The organism is Rhodococcus sp. Leaf278 (genome assembly GCF_001426085.1).
Taxonomy (GTDB): domain Bacteria; phylum Actinomycetota; class Actinomycetes; order Mycobacteriales; family Mycobacteriaceae; genus Rhodococcoides.
This window is the reverse complement of the sequence record NZ_LMRR01000045.1, coordinates 123916-144107: the sequence shown is the minus strand read 5'-3', so window position 1 is coordinate 144107 and position 20192 is coordinate 123916. Positions and strand designations below refer to the sequence as shown.

At 64.1% G+C, this 20192-nt stretch carries 17 protein-coding genes; 5 read left to right on the top strand and 12 right to left on the bottom strand.

Translation table 11 applies throughout. The annotated features are described in order from the left end of the window. Window positions 1-155: 155 nt before the first annotated feature. Window positions 156-2729 carry an aminopeptidase N gene (pepN, locus tag ASG84_RS26160; RefSeq protein WP_057479858.1) on the top strand — a complete coding sequence of 858 codons (2574 nt, stop codon included), beginning with the start codon at window positions 156-158 and terminating at the stop codon, window positions 2727-2729. 96 nt (window positions 2730-2825) lie between these two features. Here pepN and ASG84_RS26155 read toward each other — a convergent pair whose 3' ends face one another. The 3 genes from ASG84_RS26155 to ASG84_RS26145 all read right to left on the bottom strand — a co-directional run bounded on the left by ASG84_RS26155 (window position 2826) and on the right by ASG84_RS26145 (window position 4285). Continuing rightward, window positions 2826-3302: a DUF5130 family protein gene (locus ASG84_RS26155; protein ID WP_057479857.1), complete on the bottom strand. Its 477-nt coding sequence runs from the start codon at window positions 3300-3302 to the stop codon at window positions 2826-2828. Beyond that, window positions 3289-3540 (bottom strand): aa3-type cytochrome oxidase subunit CtaJ, encoded by a 252-nt coding sequence (gene ctaJ / locus ASG84_RS26150; protein ID WP_057479856.1) that lies wholly within the window; start codon window positions 3538-3540, stop codon window positions 3289-3291. Before ctaJ ends, ASG84_RS26155 begins: the two co-directional genes overlap by 14 nt. 82 nt (window positions 3541-3622) lie before the next feature. Further along, on the bottom strand, window positions 3623-4285 hold the full coding sequence (locus ASG84_RS26145; protein WP_200936719.1) for an HNH endonuclease: 663 nt from the start codon (window positions 4283-4285) through the stop codon (window positions 3623-3625). A gap of 231 nt (window positions 4286-4516) precedes the next feature. On the opposite strand from ASG84_RS26145, the gene ASG84_RS26140 reads away from it, so the two are divergent. Further along, window positions 4517-5476, top strand: a complete 960-nt coding sequence (locus tag ASG84_RS26140; RefSeq protein ID WP_057479955.1) for a mechanosensitive ion channel family protein — start codon at window positions 4517-4519, stop codon at window positions 5474-5476. Window positions 5477-5541: 65 nt separating this feature from the next. Then, window positions 5542-5937, top strand: a complete 396-nt coding sequence (locus ASG84_RS26135) for a globin (protein WP_057479954.1) — start codon at window positions 5542-5544, stop codon at window positions 5935-5937. 13 nt (window positions 5938-5950) lie between these two features. Here the strand turns inward: ASG84_RS26135 and ASG84_RS26130 are convergent, their stop codons facing one another. After that, a complete protein-coding gene (locus tag ASG84_RS26130) occupies window positions 5951-6409 on the bottom strand; it encodes a cupin domain-containing protein (protein WP_057479953.1) in 459 nt (152 codons plus the stop codon). A gap of 212 nt (window positions 6410-6621) precedes the next feature. On the opposite strand from ASG84_RS26130, the gene ASG84_RS26125 reads away from it, so the two are divergent. After that, entirely contained in the window at window positions 6622-8205 is a 1584-nt protein-coding gene (locus ASG84_RS26125; protein WP_057479855.1) for a glycoside hydrolase family 13 protein, read from the top strand. Here ASG84_RS26125 and ASG84_RS26120 read toward each other — a convergent pair. The 8 genes from ASG84_RS26120 to ASG84_RS26085 form a co-directional block, all read right to left on the bottom strand. After that, window positions 8202-8891, bottom strand: a complete 690-nt coding sequence (locus tag ASG84_RS26120; protein ID WP_057479854.1) for a hypothetical protein — start codon at window positions 8889-8891, stop codon at window positions 8202-8204. The genes ASG84_RS26125 and ASG84_RS26120 overlap by 4 nt on opposite strands. Then, entirely contained in the window at window positions 8884-9348 is a 465-nt protein-coding gene (locus ASG84_RS26115; RefSeq protein WP_057479853.1) for an acyl-CoA thioesterase, read from the bottom strand. The genes ASG84_RS26120 and ASG84_RS26115 overlap by 8 nt, the downstream gene beginning before the upstream one ends. 55 nt (window positions 9349-9403) lie before the next feature. After that, a complete protein-coding gene (locus ASG84_RS26110; RefSeq protein ID WP_057479952.1) occupies window positions 9404-14230 on the bottom strand; it encodes an NAD-glutamate dehydrogenase in 4827 nt (1608 codons plus the stop codon). 118 nt (window positions 14231-14348) lie between these two features. Further along, complete coding sequence (locus ASG84_RS26105) at window positions 14349-14765, bottom strand: acyl-CoA thioesterase (protein WP_057479852.1); 417 nt, start codon at window positions 14763-14765, stop codon at window positions 14349-14351. A gap of 1 nt (window position 14766) precedes the next feature. Further along, complete coding sequence (ettA, locus tag ASG84_RS26100) at window positions 14767-16446, bottom strand: energy-dependent translational throttle protein EttA (RefSeq protein ID WP_032402531.1); 1680 nt, start codon at window positions 16444-16446, stop codon at window positions 14767-14769. A gap of 126 nt (window positions 16447-16572) precedes the next feature. Then, a complete protein-coding gene (locus tag ASG84_RS26095) occupies window positions 16573-17058 on the bottom strand; it encodes a single-stranded DNA-binding protein (protein ID WP_057479951.1) in 486 nt (161 codons plus the stop codon). 166 nt (window positions 17059-17224) lie between these two features. Next, window positions 17225-17857: an IMPACT family protein gene (locus ASG84_RS26090; RefSeq protein WP_235581860.1), complete on the bottom strand. Its 633-nt coding sequence runs from the start codon at window positions 17855-17857 to the stop codon at window positions 17225-17227. 10 nt (window positions 17858-17867) lie between these two features. Further along, window positions 17868-19664, bottom strand: coding sequence for an ABC transporter ATP-binding protein (locus tag ASG84_RS26085; RefSeq protein WP_057479851.1), 1797 nt, complete (start codon window positions 19662-19664; stop codon window positions 17868-17870). A gap of 95 nt (window positions 19665-19759) precedes the next feature. Here ASG84_RS26085 and ASG84_RS26080 point away from each other — a divergent pair, with 95 nt between their 5' ends. Next, window positions 19760-20185 carry a MarR family winged helix-turn-helix transcriptional regulator gene (locus ASG84_RS26080; RefSeq protein ID WP_057479850.1) on the top strand — a complete coding sequence of 142 codons (426 nt, stop codon included), beginning with the start codon at window positions 19760-19762 and terminating at the stop codon, window positions 20183-20185. The last annotated feature ends 7 nt before the right edge of the window (window positions 20186-20192 follow it).

Below are 20192 nucleotides of genomic sequence, written 5' to 3'. Positions count from 1 at the left end.
TCTACTCCTTGGAAGTCGAGGTCAACATCTCTTCTTGCGATAACAACCGCCCACCGCGCATACATTCCGCCCTACCGGTCGGCCAGCGCGACCCACTCGTGACGTGATGGGATGGACGGCACTACCCATAACTACACGAAGAGGTGTCGACTGAAGTGGTTGCTCCCAACCTGACGCGTGACCAAGCCTCCGAACGTTCGGCGATCATCGGGGATACGAAGTACGCGATCGTTCTCGATCTCACCGACGGCGAAGGCAATCCGGGCGAGAAGACGTTCCGCTCGCTCACCACCATCACGTTCGCGGCCACCGCCGGATCGTCGACTTTCGTGGACATCGTTGCGGGCACGATTCGCTCCGCGACGCTCAACGGCACCGCCCTCGACACCGCGAACTACGACGAGTCGACGGGAATCGCCCTCGACGATCTGGCCGAACACAACGAGCTCGTGATCGACGCGGACTGCCTCTACTCGCATACCGGCGAAGGCCTGCACCGATTCGTCGACCCGTCGGACGGTTCGGTGTACCTGTACTCGCAGTTCGAGACCGCCGACGCCAAGCGCATGTTCGCCTGCTTCGATCAACCCGATCTCAAGGCCACCTTCGACCTGAAGGTCACCGCTCCCGAGAGCTGGACCGTGATCTCCAATGCCGCGCACGGTGCCGAGCCGGCCGCCGGAGAGCACGTATTCGACACGACCCCGCTGATGAGTACCTATCTCGTCGCGCTGATCGCGGGACCCTACGCGGAGTGGACCGACTCCTACACCGACGAGCACGGCACCATTCCGCTCGGAATCTACTGCCGCGCAACGCTTGCCGAACACATGGACGCGGAGCGCCTGTTCACCGAGACCAAGCAGGGCTTCGGTTTCTACCACGAGAACTTCGGCACCCCGTACGCCTTCGGCAAGTACGACCAGCTCTTCGTGCCCGAGTTCAACGCCGGTGCCATGGAGAACGCCGGTGCCGTCACGTACCTCGAGGACTACGTCTTCCGGTCCAAGGTGACCCGCGCCTCCTACGAGCGTCGCGCCGAGACCGTGCTGCACGAGATGGCCCATATGTGGTTCGGCGACCTGGTGACCATGACCTGGTGGGACGATCTGTGGCTCAACGAATCGTTCGCCACGTTCGCATCGGTTCTCTGCCAGTCCGAGTCCACCGAGTACACGAACGCATGGACCACGTTCGCCAATGTCGAGAAGGCATGGGCGTACCGCCAGGATCAGCTGCCCTCGACGCACCCCATCGCTGCAGACATCCCCGACCTCGCCGCGGTGGAGGTCAACTTCGACGGCATCACCTACGCCAAGGGCGCGAGTGTGCTGAAGCAATTGGTGGCCTACGTGGGCAAGGAAGACTTCCTGGCCGGGCTGCGGGCCTACTTCGTCGACCATGCCTTCGCCAATGCCACCTTCTCGGATCTACTGTCCGCCCTGGAGAAGTCGTCGGGTCGCGACCTGTCCGACTGGGGCACACAGTGGCTGCGGACCACCGGCCTCAATACCCTGAGCCCGGACTTCGACGTCGATGCCGACGGTAAGTTCACGCGCTTCGCGGTTCGGCAGAGTGGTGCCGCACCGGGTGCAGGCGAGCATCGAGTCCACCGCATCGCCGTCGGCATCTACGACGACGTCGAGGGCAAGCTGGTGCGCACCGACCGAGTGGAACTCGATCTCGAGGCAGCCGAATCGACGAATGTCGATGCGCTGGTCGGCGTGTCGCGAGGCAAGCTGGTTCTGGTGAACGACGACGATCTGACGTACTGCGCGGTACGTCTGGATCCGGACTCGCTCGATACGCTCCTGTCTCGGATCGGCGACATCGCCGAACCACTCCCCCGCACGCTCGCGTGGTCGGCAGCGTGGGAGATGACTCGATCGGCCGAGATGAAGGCCCGAGATTTCGTTGCCCTCGTCCAGCGCGGGATCGGCGGCGAGACCGAAGTGGGTGTGGTGCAACGCCTTCTGCTGCAGGCACAGACCGCCATCACCAGCTACGCCGACCCGGCCTGGGCAGCCGAGCACGGCACCCCCGAGTTCGCCGACGCACTGCTCGAACTGGCCCGCACGGCCGAGGCAGGCTCGGATCATCAACTGGCCTTCGTCAACGCCCTCACCGGTATCGAACTCGGGGACCGCCACATCGAGGTGCTTCGCGCGCTCCTCCACGGCGATGTCGACGGGCAATCCCTGTCCGGCCTCGACGTCGACACCGATCTGCGGTGGCGAATCGTCACGGCGCTGGCCGGGGCCGGGGCGATCGACTCCGACGGGCTCGATTCGCCGGTCATCGATGCGGAAGCGAGCGCAGACAACACGGCCGCCGGAGCGCGGTCGGCTGCGGCTGCGCGAGCCGCGCGACCGAGCGCAGAGGTCAAAGAGCAGGCCTGGGCGACGGTCGTCGACGACGACTCGGTGCCGAACATCACGGCGCGCTCGATCATCGGTGGCTTTGCGGGACCCGGCCAGGGTGACTTGCTCGAGCCCTACGTCGCCCGCTACTTCGATGCCATCGAGGGGGTCTGGTCTCGTCGATCCAGCGAGGTTGCGCAGACCGTCGTGATCGGGCTGTACCCCTCCTGGTCGATCAGTGAACAGTCACTGGCGGCCGCAGACGGGTTCCTGGACGGCGAACTGCCTCCGGCGCTCCGTCGTCTGGTGATAGAGGGACGGGCAGGGGTCGTTCGGGCCCTTGCAGCGCGGGAGTTCGACGCGAGCTGATCGCTCCCACAGACGCAACCAGGGCCGGTTGCTTCACCTCGAGGTGAAGCAACCGGCCCTGGTTGTCAAAGCGCGCTCAGGAGCTGAGTGCGAACGCTAGGGACTGAGGATCGACGCAGCCATCACCCGCACCGAGGCAACCAGACCGTCGATCAGGTTGCCGTCGCGGAACGGGCCGAGAGCGGCGGTCACACCCAACTGCGCAACCCGGTCGGTCGCGCGGTTCGATACTCGCTTACCACTGCGAATTTCGAGAGCGTGCCGGTGGGGGTCGACGGCGATCAGAATCGATCGAACGGCGTCGGGTGTTCCCGGAAACACCGACTCGACACCTGCGGCCGGATCGTCTCCGAGATCACCGATGTAGATGTTGAACCGAATCTTGGTCTGCCGAGTCGCCTCGGTCAGCGCGTCGTCGAGGGCCACCAACTCCTGCGTCGCGAAAGGCAGGTGCTCCGGATTGACCGTCCCGAACTCGTGAGCAGCCGAGACGCGACCGCTCGCGGTCACAGCAGCCCCGAACGGTAGATCTTCTTCCCTGATGTCGCTGCGGACGAGTTCACCACTTGCCACTTGCAGCACCTCCGATCGAGTCGGCTGCGTCGGCATCGTGCGATCCGTGGCCTCCGAAGGGAGTCACCTCGTCCGTTGCGCTCCACAGCAATGGCTCGCGCGTCCACTCGTCCGTCAGTCGGTAGGGAGGAACATCCATACCGGGCTGCTTGTCGGTCAGGTAGGACAACGCGCCGATGATCCCGATCACCGCAGCCGGAATCACCCCGAAAATCAGCGTGGTCTCAAAAATGCTCACAGGGTGTGACGTTAGTCGACAATTGCGCGTCGGACCACGTCGGGCCCGGTGTTGTGACCGAAATGGTCACACCGGTCGACCGTCAGGCCGCACCCTCGCCGAGATACGCCAGCCAACTGGGGTCCAACTCCTTCGTCGTCGCCAACAGACGCCAGTGCGGACCCTTCGGTGGCACCAGCTGCGCGCGCAGTGTCCACCCGATCTCGCTGAGGAGTTTGTCGGCCTTGCGGTGATTGCACGACGCGCAACACGCGACACAGTTCTCCCACGAGTGACCGCCTCCGCGGCTGCGCGGCACCACGTGATCGACGGTCTCGGCCTTGCTCCCGCAGTACGCACACCGGAAGCGGTCGCGATGCATCAGCGCGGCCCGAGTCATCGGCACTCGGGCGCGATACGGAACGCGGACGAAGGTCCGCAGCCTGATCACCGACGGCACCTGCACGGAGAACCCGGCCGATCGAATGAACGGTCCTTCCGGATCGTCGTGCACCACGTCGGCCTTCCCACAAACGAGAAGAACCACCGCCCGGCGCATCGGAAGCGCGGTCAGTGGTTCGAATGTGGCGTTGAGGAGCAGCACACGGCGCTTGACCCACGCCGGCACGGCGTCGTCGCCCGTGGCATCGTGGGCCGTCGGCACCACGCGCAGCGGAGAAGCCCCCGAGGCCGTCTCACGCTGGTCGTGCGCGGTGCGGCCCTCAGTGGGCGGGAGTTGTCGGTGGCGATGTTGAGAGTTCTTCATGCGTTACTCCAGAAGCAGTCGGCGCCCGCGCATGGCTTGCGTGGAACACGATTCACAGTGGAACACGAATGCACCGCCCGCGCACAGCCTTTTTCTCCGCATTTCCTGTTGCCGATCGGTGAACATTTCGCATCGCCCCGCACGCGGCGGCCGAACGACGCCGCCATGCGCTGCACGACTGGCGAGAATTCTGGGTCTCCGTAGACTTTTCGGGTGTCTGTATCAACCCTTCTGTCCGCATCACCCCTTTCCGAACCGTCGCTTCTGCGGGAGCTCGACACCCGAGCCTTCGAGCTGACCGATACCGGACGCGACTGGCTGGTGGATCGTCCGCTGCAAATTCTCGGCTACTTGGTCCTGGCCGTCGTGCTTCGTCTCGTGCTGCACCGGATGATCGCGCGCTTCACTCGCAACGAAGTCGGTAAATCACCGATGCTGCTGAGGCCACTGCGGGACCGGTCATCCAGCTCCGTCCAGGGCGCGATCCTCAACGAGCGGCGAAAGCAACGCGCCAGCACGATCGGCTCGGTGCTCAAGTCCGCAGTCTCGGTCATGATTCTCACGTGGTTCGTGCTCTCGGTTCTCGACGTTGTCGGCGTCAACGTGGCACCGTTCATCGCGTCCGCGGGCATCGTCGGCGTCGCACTCGGATTCGGTGCCCAGAACCTGGTGCGAGACTTCCTGTCCGGAATTTTCATGCTGCTCGAGGATCAGTACGGAGTGGGCGATGTCGTCGACCTCGGTGAGGCCACCGGCACCGTCGAGAGCGTGGGTCTGCGGGTCACCACGATCAGAGATATCAACGGCACGGTGTGGTACTGCCGAAACGGCGAGGTTCTGCGCGTCGGCAACATGAGCCAGGGCTTCGCGGTCGCCGTTCTCGATCTACCCGTATCGCACACGGCGAACATCGAGCAGGCGTGCGAAGTGGCCGAACGCACCACTGCGTCGATGGTCGAGTCCGGCGATTTCGACAACGACATCCTCGAACCGCCCGAGCTGCTCGGAGTCAACGCGGTCACCGCAGACACCGTCACCATCCGCATCACGATCAAGACGCGTCCAGGACGCCAGTGGGCCGTCCAGCGTCGCCTTCATCAGGACATCCTCGAAGCATTCGACGATGCCGGCATCAAAGCGCCGTATGCGTTGGGCCGTCCGGGTGGGGTCGCGGCCGACTCCGGCTCCTGAGGGACAATGATCGGTAGTCGCCGATCGAGAGCCCGCAGGAACGACGAGAAACAAGAAAGAATGTGATGACCGAACCGCAGCAGACGTTCTACGACGCGGTCGGCGGGGCCGAGACGTTTCGCTTGCTCACAGCAAAGTTCTACGAGGAAGTCGCCAGGGACGAGATCGTGCGCCCGCTGTATCCCGAGGAGGATCTCGGGCCGGCCGAACGGCGGATGCGAATGTTCCTCGAGCAGTACTGGGGTGGTCCGCGCACCTACTCGGACGAGCGTGGGCATCCTCGTCTGCGGATGCGGCACAACCCTTTTCGTATCGGTCCGATGGAGCGAGATGCGTGGCTCCGATGCATGCACATCGCGATCGCGTCAATAGACGCGACTGTGTTGGACGCAGCACACCGCGCGCAGCTCATCGATTACATGGAGATGGCCGCGAATTCGATGGTCAACTCGGCGCTGTAGACAAAGCGGCTGGTTACAGCGATCCGACCCGTTGTGTGTTCGCTCCCGTGGAGCGACTACCGAGTCGGGCACGCAGGCCTCCTGCAACCTTGAGCGCAAAGCTCAACGGCCGGGGCAGATGTTGCCGGAGGATGGCGTGTTTGCGCACGTAACTCTCCACGTGCCATTCGGTCCACGTGCCCGCGCGAAAAAGCGCCGCATCTCCCGCGACCAAGGTGCGCGGTGCGTGATCGTCACTCGAGACGGTCACCGAACCGTCCATGATGTGCACTATTTCGTCGACCGCGAAGAACCAACGGAAGCGGCCGGCCGTGCAGTCCCAGACATTGGTGGTCGTCGTGCCGTCGGTGCTCTTGGACCACTCGGCGACCCGCGCGTGGGGGCTGCCTTCGAGAATCCAGGCCGGTTCGATGGGGCTGTCGGCGAGCGCAATATCTCCGAGCCGTACGGCTTCGATGGTCGACATCGTCATGGCGTGGGTCGCGTCCTCACCGTCGGGCGCGGCTCGAAGCCGCTGCTGGTTTCCGATGCAGAACATACAACACTTTCCAAAGCCGCAGGCACGTGTCGGTCATGTGAATGAGCACAAAGCTTTACTCGGCGTTGACCCGGGATGTCCGCTCGAGCCGACGCGAAACGCCCCTGAATCGTTGAACGGCCGGGCGTTTGGCACTATTGCCACTTGTGACCGATCCGATCGAGAGCTCCGAGTTGTTGTGGTGGCAGGACGCCGTCTTCTACCAGATCTATCCCCGGTCTTTCGCGGACTCCAACGGCGACGGGGTCGGTGATCTCGACGGTATCCGGGACAAGCTCGGCTATCTCGAATTGCTGGGGATCGATGCCGTGTGGATCGGCCCCATCACCCGATCGCCGATGGCCGATCACGGATACGACGTCTCCGATCCCCGCGACATCGACCCCCTGTTCGGAAACCTCGAGATCTTCGATGCGTTGCTGGACGAAGCGCATGCCCGCGACATCAAGGTCACGATGGATCTGGTACCCAATCACACCAGCATCGAGCACCCGTGGTTTCGATCGGCTCTGACGGCACCGCGCGGCAGTGCCGAGCGTGCGCGCTACATCTTTCGCGACGGCCGCGGTGACGACGGTGCACAACCGCCGAACAACTGGCCGAGCATCTTCGGTGGTCCCGCCTGGACACGGGTGGACGAGAAGGACGGCTCTCCCGGTCAGTGGTACCTGCACATCTTTGCGCCCGAACAACCGGACCTGAACTGGGACAACCCCGAGGTGTTCGACGACTTCGCGCGCACTCTCCGATTCTGGCTCGACCGACGTGTCGATGGATTTCGCCTCGACGTCGCACACGGCATGGCCAAACCGACGGACCTGGCCGACATGAGTCTCGAACTCAACGCGCTGATGAAGAACGACGACGACGACCCTCGGTTCAACAATCCTCACGTGCACGACCTGCACCGACGCATCAGAACCGTCATGGACGAATATCCAGGAACGGTGACCGTCGGCGAGATCTGGGTTCAGGACAATGTCCGGTTCTCCGAGTACATCAGGCCCGACGAGCTGCACCTGGGGTTCAATTTTCGTCTGGCAAGTGTCGATTTCGATGCCGAGACCATTCGCGACGCCATCGCCAACTCGCTCGCCGCTGTCGAACTCGTCGACGGAACTCCGACGTGGACGCTGTCCAACCACGACGTCGAACGAGAGGTAACCAGGTACGGGGGCGGGGACGTCGGCCGCGCCCGCGCTCGAGCCATGATCCTGGTCGAATTGGCACTTCCGGGAACGATCTTCGTCTACAACGGTGCCGAGCTCGGGCTGCCCAACGTGCAACTGCCCGACAGCGCGCTCCAAGACCCGGTGTGGGAGCGCTCGGGGCACGCCGAACGGGGACGCGACGGCTGCCGGGTGCCGATGCCCTGGGAAGGACACGAACCGCCGTTCGGGTTCTCCGCCACCGATCGAACCTGGCTGCCGATGCCGCCGGAGTGGGACGGGCACACCGCCGAAGCGCAACTCGAAGACGTCCATTCGATGCTGAGCCTGTACCGCACGGCGTTCGAGCTCCGAGCTCTGCGTCCGGAATTCACCGGTGCCGGAATCGATTGGTACGGCGCGCCCCCCGGCTGCTTGGCATTCCGTCGACGCGGCGGCCTCATCTGTGCCCTGAATGCATCCGACGAGCCGATCCCCCTGCCCCCTGGCGAGTTACTGCTTGCCAGCGCACCACTGGTGAACGGCCGGCTCGACGCCAATGCTGCCGCCTGGCTCGTCTAGCGCTCTACCGTCAGCGACAACTGGTGCCCCGCGCGGCGAACGTACACCGAACCGTGTCGGGCATCGAGGCGCAACCACACCCGCGAGACGCGTACCCGAACCACCTCGTCGGCGGCGATACGGTCCGGATCGACGTCGACAGTCATGGGGTCGCTGCCGCTGTGGGGAACGAATCCCATTGCCGTCAAGGCGAATACGGTACGCATCGAGATCGATACTTCGCCGACGTCGCCGGCGACATGCAACACCTCCTGTTCGAGCAGTGAGCTCGGCGGGCCATGGCTGCTACCGTGCTCCTTCGCCAGTGCCGCGCCGCGTTGCGCAAGCCCGACGAGTACCCGGGCGGGCACATCGTCGAGGTGCTCGAATCCGCTGTCCGGGGGTAATGCTCCACGCCATGCAGAGTCCATCGAGAATCCTGGGTCCACCACGCCGTCGCCCGCGTGCTGCAGCGCAGCAGCCAACACGTCGGCACCCGCGCACGTATCGTCGGGCACCACGGTGCCGGTGATCACGCGCGCCGCCAGGGCATCGAATCCGGTGCTCGCCCAACAGGACACGCCCCCGCCCGCACGTGTTCTCATACGAATCACTGCCGCCTCGTCCAAGCGCAATGCCTTGGTGCAGAACGTCGCCAGATTCTCTCGATCGACCGCGTCGGGAACGGTCAGTACGCGCTCATACACGCTGCCAGCTCACCAGAAACGCGCGCTCTTCCGGGGTGAGCCGGCGCAGCCGCTGTGCATCGATATCGAACGCTGCGATCTGCGTCGAGGCCACCACGGCCGCTGGAGTATCCAGCGACGCACCGCGCGCCCGCACCTCGTATCCCACGACGAAGTCCACCGCACGGACCGCATCGATCCACATGAACACATCCAGGGGCCCGTCTTCGTGTCGAAGCTGGCCTCGATACTTCACGTGCAGATCTGCGATCACCGCTCCGTGGCGCAAATTTGCCGTCGGCCTGCCGTCCACCAACAGCCATGGGATGCGAGCCTCTTCGAGGAGCGTCACCATCCGGGCATGGTTGATGTGTTGGTACACATCCATATCCGACCACCGCACATCCACAGCGGCATGAAAGCCCACTCGCTGGGTTGCAGGTCGTTTGTCGGACAGATGGTCGTCGGGCACACTCACGTGATCGTTTCCTCTTCTCGGTCGAGTGTCGCGGATTCCACTGCTCCTGACTCGGTCAGGGCATCATGTTGCGAACCTGGCGGGCGGCAACCGACAGCGTTGCCAGGTCCAGGGTTCCCGACTCGGCGATCTCGGTCAACGCAGCACGCGACCGCGCCAGGCGTGAGGAATTGGTCGATTCCCACTCCGCGATCTTCTCCGCCACCGACTCGTCCGGTTCGCCGCCGGCCAGCACGGCCTGCGTGATTCCTCGCAGCGAGGAATACAGGTCGTCGCGAAGAGCCAAGCGCGCCAACGAGTGCCAACGATCTCCGCGGGCGAGTTTGGAGACGGCCGAGAGCAGCCAGTCGATTCCGATGTGCGCGTCGAGAGCGAAGTAGAGCTCGGCCACCTCGGCCCCGTCTCGATCGACGATGTCCGCGATATCGATGATGTCGAGTAGGCAGTACACGTCGAGCAGGCCGTAGATGCTTCGGGCGAGCCCGACCGGTGCACCTCGTTCGATCGCGGCTGCCGACCGCACGTCCAGATCACTGGCCTGGTGCCCGGAGATCCACGTGGACACCGAGGGTTGCAGAGCCCGCACCTGACCGGCGTACCGACTGATCTCCGCTCCGACAGCCAGGGGCTGTGGGCGGTTGGCCAGCAGCCAGCGCGACACCCGGTCGAGCATGCGACGCGATTCGAGAAGCAATTCGGCCGAGACTGCAGTCGGCACATCCGCGGCCCGGATGGCATTCCACACCTCGTCGAGTCCGAAGATCTCGGTAGCTGCAGCGAACGCCCGAATGGCGTCGGTGCCCGCCGCACCGGAATCCTCGGTCAGCCTGTAGGGGAACGTGATTCCGCCGCAATCGATGGCCTCGTTCGCCAGTGTCGTCGCCACCAACTGACGCCGGAGCGGATGCGCCTTGATCGCCTCGGCGTACGGCTCCCGCAGTGGTGCGGGGAAGTACTTGGGCAACCGCGGAGCGAAAACGTCGCTGTCGGGGAGCTCGCTGTCGAGCAGTTCCGCTTCCAACGCCAGCTTCACATGCGCCATCAAGGTGGCGAGTTCCGGTGACGTCAGTCCTCGACCGTCCTGCTTTCGTCGGCGTAGATCGGCCTCTGCCGGCAGGGCCTCGAGCTCACGGTCGAGTCCCCGACGTACTTCGAGATCCTCGATCACCCGGCTGTGCACGGTGACGAGACTGGGCGCATCGAACCTGGACGTGCCGAGCAGTTCGTTCTGTATGATGTTGTCCCACAACACTAGTCGGCCCACCTCGTCGGTCATGGAGGCAAGCAGTTCGTCTCTGTCCGCGCGTGCCAGGTTGCCGTTGGTGATGGCCGTCTCCAGCAGGATCTTGATGTTGACCTCGTGGTCGGAGCAGTCGACGCCCGCAGAGTTGTCGATGGCGTCGGTGTTGATCTTGCCGCCGGCTGCGGCATATTCGATGCGCCCCAGAGCGGTGGCACCGAGGTTGCCACCCTCCCCCACGACGGCGGCCCGTACATCGATCCCGTCGACGCGAACCGCATCGTTGGCCTTGTCGCCCACCTCGCCGTTGGTCTCGGTGGATGCCTTGATGTAAGTGCCGATTCCACCGTTCCACAGCAGATCGACGGGAGCCTTCAGAATCGCGTTCACCAGTTCCGGCGGAGACAACGACTCGACCGAGTCCCCGAGCCCGAGCGCCGCACGAGCTGCCGCGCTGATGGGGACCGACTTGCGCGTCCGCTCCCACACTCCCCCGCCCTCGCTGATCAGCGACGTGTCGTAGTCCGCCCACGACGACCTCGGCAACGCGAACAAGCGCTCTCGCTCGGCGAACGCCGACTCCCGCTCCGGGTTGGGATCGAGAAAGATGTGCCGATGATCGAAGGCGGCGAGCAGGCGAATGTGCCGGCTCAACAGCATTCCGTTTCCGAATACGTCTCCGCTCATGTCGCCGACGCCGACAACGGTGAAGTCCTGACTCTGCGTGTCGATTCCGAGCTCGCGGAAGTGCCGCTTGACGCTTTCCCACGCGCCCTTGGCCGTGATGCCCATGGCCTTGTGGTCGTAGCCCGCCGACCCACCGGAGGCAAATGCGTCGCCGAGCCAGAACCCGTACTGCGCGGCAACGTCGTTGGCCATGTCGGAGAACGTTGCTGTGCCCTTGTCGGCGGCGACGACGAGGTAGGTGTCGTCTCCGTCACGGCGGACGACGCCCTCGGGCACCGACACCGAACCTGTTGCACGATCGAGATTATCGGTGATGTCGAGAAGCCCGGCGATGAACAGCCGATAGCAGGCTTTGCCTTCCTCTGCGTATGCCTGGCGATCCGTGTCGGCATCGCCGGTGACCATCGGTGGTTGTTTGACGACGAATCCGCCTTTGGCACCGACCGGGACGATGACGGCGTTCTTGACCATCTGCGCTTTCGCCAGTCCGAGAATCTCCGTGCGGAAATCCTCACGTCGATCCGACCACCGCAGGCCACCGCGGGCCACGGCACCGAAACGTAGGTGCACTCCCTCGACGCGGGGCGAGTAGACGAAGATCTCGAATTTCGGCTTCGGCTTGGGCAATTCGGCGATCGACTGCGGATCGAACTTGAGCGAGAGGTACTGACGGCGGCCGCCCTCGGCCCCGCTCACGAAATAGTTGGTGCGCAGTGTCGCGCGGATCAGCTCGAACATGCTCCGCAGAATGCGGTCGGCATCGAGGCTGACGACCTGATCGATCAGCTCCCCCAGCTGGGTGCCGATCGCGTGCGCGTTCTCCTCGGAGCTCACCTCGGGGTCGAACTGCGCCTCGAACAAACCTACGAGCAGCCGCGCCGTGCGCGGGTGCGTCAGCAGTACGCCCTCGATGTTGAACTGGCTGTAGGGAAAACCGGCCTGGCGTAGGTACTTCGCATACGCGCGCAAGACGACGGCCTGCCGCCAGTGCAGGCCGGCCCGCATCACCAGTTCGTTGAACCGATCTGCCTCGGCCTGCCCGCTCCACACCGCTGCGAATGCGTCGGTGAAGCGGTGCTGAACCCGGCTTTCACGATCGGCGGTACCCGCCTCGGACAGCTCTGCATCGATGTCGCCGTCGATCGCCGAGCGCAGCATCTCGCGCGAAGCAGACAGCCCGAAATCGTAAATCCAGCAGGACATTCCGTCCGGTCGCACCACCGGGTAGGGCCGTTCGTCGTCCACCTCGACACCGAGGCTCTGCAGGATGGGCAACACCTGAGACAACGAGACGCCCGCACCGCCGATGTACAGCGAGAAACGCCAACTGCCCACCGCAGACTGCTCGTTGCGATAGAGCTGCATGTCGATCGACTCGTCGTCGAGCGCTTCGAGGCGAGCAATGTCGGTCACGGCCCTCGCCGGACTGAAGTCCTGCTTGTAGGCCTCCGGGAACGCATCGGTGTAGCGAGCGATACGCAACGGATCGACCGCACGGTCGAGAGAGACGGCGTCGCCGAGAGAATCTTCCCAGGTTCGGGTGGTTTCGGTGAGGGCCGCTTCGATCCGCGTGATGTCCTCGGTCGACAGCTCCGTCGCCGCTGTCCCGGGTGCCCGACGCACCGTGACGTGCAACAGCGCCAGATCCGATTCCGTCACGCGCGCTGTGTAATCGAGCGCCGTTCCGCCCAGTTCGCGGAGCAATCGATCCTGGATGGCAAGACGGACACGGGTGGTGTAGCGATCTCGCGGCAGATACACCAGAGCAGAGACGAACGAGCCACTGGCGTCGGGCCGGACGAACAGCTTGACCTTGCGCCGACGGCCGAGAGCCAACACGGCGCTCGCCGTCTCGAACAGCCACGACGCCGTAGTGGCGAACAGTTCCGAGCGCGGCATCGATTGCAGCACTTCGAGCATCGCCTGACCCGAGAAAGATCCGAGATCGTGGCCTGCGCGGGCGATCACCGAACGCACCCGACGCTCGATGACCGGAATGTCGAGCACGTTCTCGTGCAGAGCGGTGACGGTGAAGACGCCGACGAAACGATGTTCGGCGGAGTCCTCGGTGTCGATCACGCTGACGAAATAGGGGTAGACAGCGCGATGCACGGTGGCCGGATACGCACCCTGGGTCAGCGCAACCAGATCGCGATTCCCAACCGGCTCGGGTCCGTCTCCGTGCTGCGCTGCATCGCGCATGACACCGAGGCTGCTCGATGCCACGCCCGTCGCCGTGCGGGCACCGTCGTCGCCGGCGATCGTGTACCGGCGATAGCCGAGCAGTGTGTAGTGGCCGTCGCCCAGCCAGCGCAGCAGAGCAGCCGCGTCATGGTGCTCCACCGCCGACTCGGAGCCGTCGTCTCCCACGGTGTCCAGTCGATCGGCGACCGCACCCTGTACCCGACGCATCTCCTCGGTGTCCCCGACGACCTGGCGTACATCGGCCAGTACTCGACTCGTCTCGTCTGCCAGCCGGGCCACGACGTCGTCGGGTGTGGACGGGTGCAACTGCACATGTATCCAGGATTCCGCGACTCCGTCGGCACCGAGACCGACGAGCACACCCTCGTTGTTCCGATCGACCGAAAGGATGGGGTGCACCACGTCGGTGTATTCGATGCCGAGGCGCGCAAGCAGCGACATGATCGACTCGATGAGCAGCGGCATGTCGTCGGTGACGATCTGCAGATAGCTTCCCGCCGCCTGATGGGCGGCAGAGCCCGACTCACTCGGGCGGTGGACGGCCACATTCGCTGTCTGCGGCTGCCGCAGGGCGGCGAGTCGAACATGCCTCCGGAAGGACGTGATGTCGGGGGCATGCGCCGATACGCCGACTGCGGTGGCGTCGGTGTGCTCGAAATACTCCGCACGCAGTGTCGCCAACTCGGCCACAAGCCTGTCGTCGAGCCCGTCGGCCCAGTCGTCGTCGGTCAGGTCCAGCGAGCGTGGCATGGTTTTCGAGTACTCCCTCATGAGGATTTCCCGACGCCCGCCGATCGCCGGTCGTCGATGACCCCTCGACCCTAGTGTGGAAGACCCTGTAACCGCAGAGATCTCGCGAACCAGCGCGTCAGTCTCGGTCGGTGCGCGAGTACGTGCTCAGCATGGTTCGTTCGGACTCGTTGAGGGGCCGCGACGAGGACGTCTCGAGGTCGAAGGCAACCATCGACGCTTCCGCATCCGCGCACGTCGTCCCGTCTCGATCGGTCACCACATGGCGGACGCCGTACGAGGTGGTCCCCACGTGGGTGATCCACAGCTCGATTGTCAACGGTCCCGAGTCGTCGAGTATCGGATGCAGAAAATCGGTGGTCAGCTTGCGCACCACCGCCGCGCCACGCACCCCAGGCCCCCCGAAGACCGCGTTCAGGAACTGAACGCGGCCTTCCTGGAGGTATTCGACGAACCGGGTGTTGTTGACATGCCCGAGGCGATCGGAATCTCCCCACCGCACCTGGAGAGTGCAGGTGAAGGTCTTTCCCGACATGTCAGTCCCTGGTGAGCTTCCGGTGGGTGACGCGGTGCGGACGTGCAGCGTCGGGCCCGAGACGCTCGACCTTGTTGGCCTCGTAGCCCTCGAAGTTGCCCTCGTACCAGTACCACGCTGCCTCGTTGTCGCCGAAGCCACCTTCCCACGCCAGGATGTGCGTGCAGGTGCGGTCCAGGAACCAGCGATCGTGCGAGATGACCACGGCGCAACCGGGGAACTCCTCGAGCGCGTTCTCGAGCGATCCGAGCGTTTCGACGTCGAGGTCGTTGGTCGGCTCGTCGAGCAGGATCAGGTTTCCGCCCTGCTTGAGCGTCATCGCCAGGTTCAGACGGTTCCGCTCACCACCGGAGAGCACTCCGGCAGGCTTCTGCTGATCGTGACCCTTGAACCCGAACGAGCTGATGTACGCGCGGGACGGGAACTCGGAGCTGCCGACGGTGATGAAGTCCAGTCCGTCGGAGACCGTTTCCCAGACCGTCTTCTTCGAGTCGATGCCCGAGCGGTTCTGGTCGACGTAGCTGAGCTTGACGGTCTGTCCGATCTTGACCTCGCCGCCGTCCGGCTCCTCGAGCCCGACGATGGTCTTGAACAGCGTCGTCTTACCGACACCGTTAGGGCCGATGACACCGACGATGCCGTTGCGGGGCAACGTGAACGACAGATCCTTGATCAGCACGCGGCCGTCGAAGCCCTTGTCGAGACTCTTGACCTCGACCACGACGTCGCCGAGGCGCGGCGGGTTCGGTATCTGGATCTCGTCGAAGTCGAGCTTCCTGGTCTTCTCGGCCTCGGCGACCATCTCGTCGTAGCGAGCCAGACGAGACTTGCTCTTGGCCTGGCGAGCCTTGGCACCGGAGCGGACCCAGGCCAGTTCGTCCTTGAGCCTCTTCTGCAGCTTCTGGTCCTTCTTACCTGAAACCTCGAGACGCTCGGCCTTCTTCTCCAGGTAGGTGGAGTAGTTGCCCTCGTACGGGTACAGGTGGCCGCGGTCGACCTCGGCGATCCACTGCGCCACATGGTCGAGGAAGTACCGATCGTGGGTCACGGCGAGGATGGCACCGGCGTATGCGGCCAGGTGCTGCTCGAGCCACAGCACACTCTCGGCGTCGAGGTGGTTGGTGGGCTCGTCGAGCAGCAGCAGGTCCGGCTTGCTCAAGAGCAACTTGCACAGCGCCACGCGGCGCTTCTCGCCACCGGAGAGGTTGGTGACGGGAGACTCGGGCGGCGGGCAGCGGAGCGCGTCCATTGCCTGTTCGAGCTGGGAGTCGATCTCCCAGGCGTCGGCGTGGTCGAGCTTCTCCTGCAGCTCGCCCATCTCCTCCATCAGCTCGTCGGAGTAGTCGGTGGCCATCAGCTCGGCGATCTCGTTGTAGCGCTTGAGCTGGACCATCGTTTCGCCGAGACCGTCCTCGACGTTCTCGCGGACGGTCTTGGTGTCGTCGAGAACCGGCTCCTGCATGAGGATGCCGACCGATGCACCGGGAGCGAGGAACGCCTCGCCGTTTCCGGGCTGATCGATTCCCGCCATGATCTTGAGGATGCTGGACTTACCGGCGCCGTTGGGGCCGACGACGCCGATCTTCGCTCCGGGATAGAAGCTCATCGTCACGTCGTCGAGGATGACTTTGTCGCCGTGCGCCTTGCGCACCTTCTTCATGGTGTAAATGAATTCAGCCATGAGTCCCAGCTTATCGGTGCGAGCGCGTCCGAACACCATCGCCCGAGAAGGTGACCGACCCGCATCCGCCGTCCACAGCCGATCGCAGCTTCCGATGCAGCGTGGACGGCGGATGCCGACAGTCGTTCAGGCCGGTACCGACTCCCGCATGTCCTCGTCGATCGATTCGCGGTCCTCGATCGACTCCCGATCGCGGTCGACAGGTTCCGCCGCTCCCGGATCTCCGTCCGTCGTCGCCTCCGGCACCACTGCTTTGGTCCGATGGATCGAGACGTTGCACCGTGCGAGGTCCGGTCCGACCGCACTGGCGCTCATCTCCAGATCGGCGCGTTCGAGTCCATCCCGGTTGGTGTATTCGTTGGTTCGCAGCTGTCCGTAGGCGATGATGGGATCGCCCTTCATCAGCGAGGCTCCGACTCCGCGCACCAGACGGCGCCAGCACGTGACCGTCAGGTAGAGGGTTCCGCCATCGGTCCATTCACCCGTGTTGCGGTCCTGACGCCGAGCGTTGCTGGCCATCCGAAAGCTGAGGACCTCGTCGCCGGTGGGTGTCGACCGCTTGACAGGGTTGGTGATGACCGTGCCGACCACGGCGCATTGTGCTTCGTACATGGTTCTCTGCCTCTCGATTGTGTATCGCGTGATTGCGATCGACATCGAGACTGCTATGCGCAGGACGTCCGTGGTGAACGTGTTCGCAAAATGTGGACAGACGCATGCGCTGTGGATGAACGGTCCGGATCGGGGCCGTCGAACCCCAGAATGTCGGTGTGCTGTGCTAGTCCGGAATTTCCACGTACATGTGCCCGTTGCGTACCGGAGCGACACGTCCAGCCGTGAGCGAAGCAACAAGTGCTGCAACCGAATCGGCGTCCGCAGCGGCGACGGTCAGGACCGCACGGGCTGCGTAGGATGTCCCCACCACATGCACTCCGTGCCCCCGAAGTTCCGATTCGACTCGGCCCACCTCGGCGTGATCGAGTTCGAGCGTCAGGATCTCGCGTCGCTGCCGGGTGAGAAATGCCGCCCCGCCCAGCGCCTCGGTCACAGCGCCGGAGTACGCACGGGCCAAACCGCCGGTGCCGAGCTTGGTTCCACCGAAGTATCTGCTGACCACCGCGACGACGTTCGTCAGGTGATGCCCACGCAGCACTTCGAGCATCGGCATCCCTGCCGTACCACCGGGTTCACCGTCGTCGTTGGACCGCTCGATGCGCGGGTCGGTGGACGACGCGCCGACGATGAACGCCGAACAGTGATGGCCGGCAGCAGGATCGGCCCTGCGGGCGCCGTCGATGATCGCTCGCGCGTCCGGTTCGGTGGCTGCGCGATCGACGACCGCGACGAAGCGAGACCTCTTTATCTCGATCTCGCACTCGACGCGCCCCGCGATGGTCCGCACTGGGATCACTCGGTCTCGCTCATGCAGCCACACTGTCCACGACATCGTCTGCGGCTCGCACCAATTGGGCGTACATGCCGCCCTGCTCCAACAGGGATTCGTGGCTTCCTACCTCACGAACGACCCCGTGGTCGAGCACTGCGATGCGGTCCGCGCTGCGCACCGTTGACAAGCGGTGCGCGATGAGTATGGTCGTGCGACCTTCCATCAGACCGTCGAGAGCCGTTTGCACGGCCCGTTCGGTGCGGTTGTCGAGGGCACTGGTCGCTTCGTCGAGCACCAGAATCGGTGGGTTCCGCAATACGGTTCGCGCGATCGCGATCCGCTGCTTTTCACCACCGGAAAATCGGTATCCGCGCTCACCGACCATCGTGTCGTAACCGTCGTCGAGTCCGTCGATGAAGTCGTGGATCTGCGCGGTTCGGGCGGCTGCAACGATCTCCTCGTCGGTGGCGTCGGGTTTCGCGAAGCGCAGATTCTCCCTGATGGTGGCGTGAAAGAGGTATGTCTCCTGCGAGACGACACCGACCAGGTCGGCGATGTTCTCGGACGCCATCTCCCGCAGATCGATGCCATCGATCGTCACCGATCCGGACGTCGGATCATGCAGTCGCGCAACGAGATAGCCCAGAGTCGTCTTACCCGATCCGGTCGCACCGACCAGAGCAAGAGTGCTTCCAGCGGGGACCTCCAGGTCGATGTCGCTCAAGGTCGGAACTGTCGCCGCGGCATAGGTGAAATCGACGCCGCGGAAGGCGACGTCGCCGTGTACCTTCTCGCGTGACAACGCCACCGGATGCGCCGGCTCGGCAACGTCGATCGGCAGATCGAGGTACTCGAACACCCGCCCGAACAGGGCGAGTGAGGCCTGCACCTCGACACCGGTGTTGAGCAATTGCATGGTGGGCCGGAACAATTGAGTTTGCAGAGCGGTGAAAGCGACCAAGGTGCCGATCGTCAAGGCACTCCCTTGGCCGATGGTGATGCCGGCGAACCAGTACACCAGTGCCGGCATGACGGCGAAACTGATCTGAATGGTGGCCATTCGCCACTTTCCCGCCATCATCGCCGCGAGCTCGACGCCGGCCACTTCATGGGATCGGTCGGCGAACTTCTCGGTCAACACCTGCGCGGAACCGGTGGTCTTGCCCAGCAGAATGCCGCTGACGGACAGGGATTCCTCGATCTGGACAGACAGATCGCTGAGTAGCTTCTGTCGCTTGGTCGAGATCTTGCGGCGTTCGTCACCGATGCGTCGCGCTACGCGAACGAATATCGGCAGGATGATCAACGAGAACGTGGCGAGTTTCCAGTCGAGCAGGAAGAGCGCGATCACCGTCGCGACCACCGTGGTGGCGTTCTGCGCGATGGACGTCGCGGTGTTCGTGACGACCGACTGCATACCGCCGATGTCGTTGGCGATGCGCGATTGCACCTCACCGGTGCGCGTGCGAGCGAAGAATCCGAGGGACTGCCGCTGCAGGTGCGAGTAGACCTGTACGCGGAGGTCGTGCATGAGTTGCTGACCGACGCCGTTGGACATCCAGGTCTGCACCACGCCGAGGGTATTGGTGGCGACTGCTACTGCGATCATGCCGAGCGCGATGAAGGTGACCAGGGTGACGTCACGGTCAGGGATCGCATGATCGAGGAGTTCGCGAAGGAGTAAGGGAGAGGCGAGGGCGATGATCGCACTGGCCACGATGATCGCGCTGACGATGGCGATCTTGCGCCGGTAGGGCGTGAACAGAGCCAGGACTCGGCTGACGGGTGCTGGATCGGATGCGGGTACTGCGCGTTCGGGACGGCTTTCCAAGTAGACCTCCGCAGGAGTAGTTCCGGGCTGATGAAGTAATATGCAGAGGTTACCTCACTATGAGGTTGCGGGCAACCCTCGCTATGATCCGTTGCATGGAACCCGGACATTCGACGAACCTGAGCGAGAGTTTGATGGCTGTCGCCCGGCGCATCCGGCGCAGCCACATGACTGCACTGGAACCGTTCGGACTCAATCCTTCGCAGAGCCGGGCTCTGCACGTCCTGGCCCGCGAGCAGGAATCGATGCGCCTGCGCGACCTCGCCGAACACCTGCGTATCGTGGCGCGATCGGCCACCGACATCGTCGACTCGCTCGAAGCGGCACAGCTGGTGACGCGGCAGCCGGATCCGAGTGATCGGCGGGCCGTGCTGGTGACGCTGACAGATACAGGTCGCGCGCTGCTGGACCGGATCGACGACGCGCGTCGTCAGGTGTCGTCCGAGATGTTCGACGGCCTCGAGTCGGACGAGCGAGTCGAACTCGATCGACTACTCGCGAAAATCACCGAGAGCGACTGACCCCGCT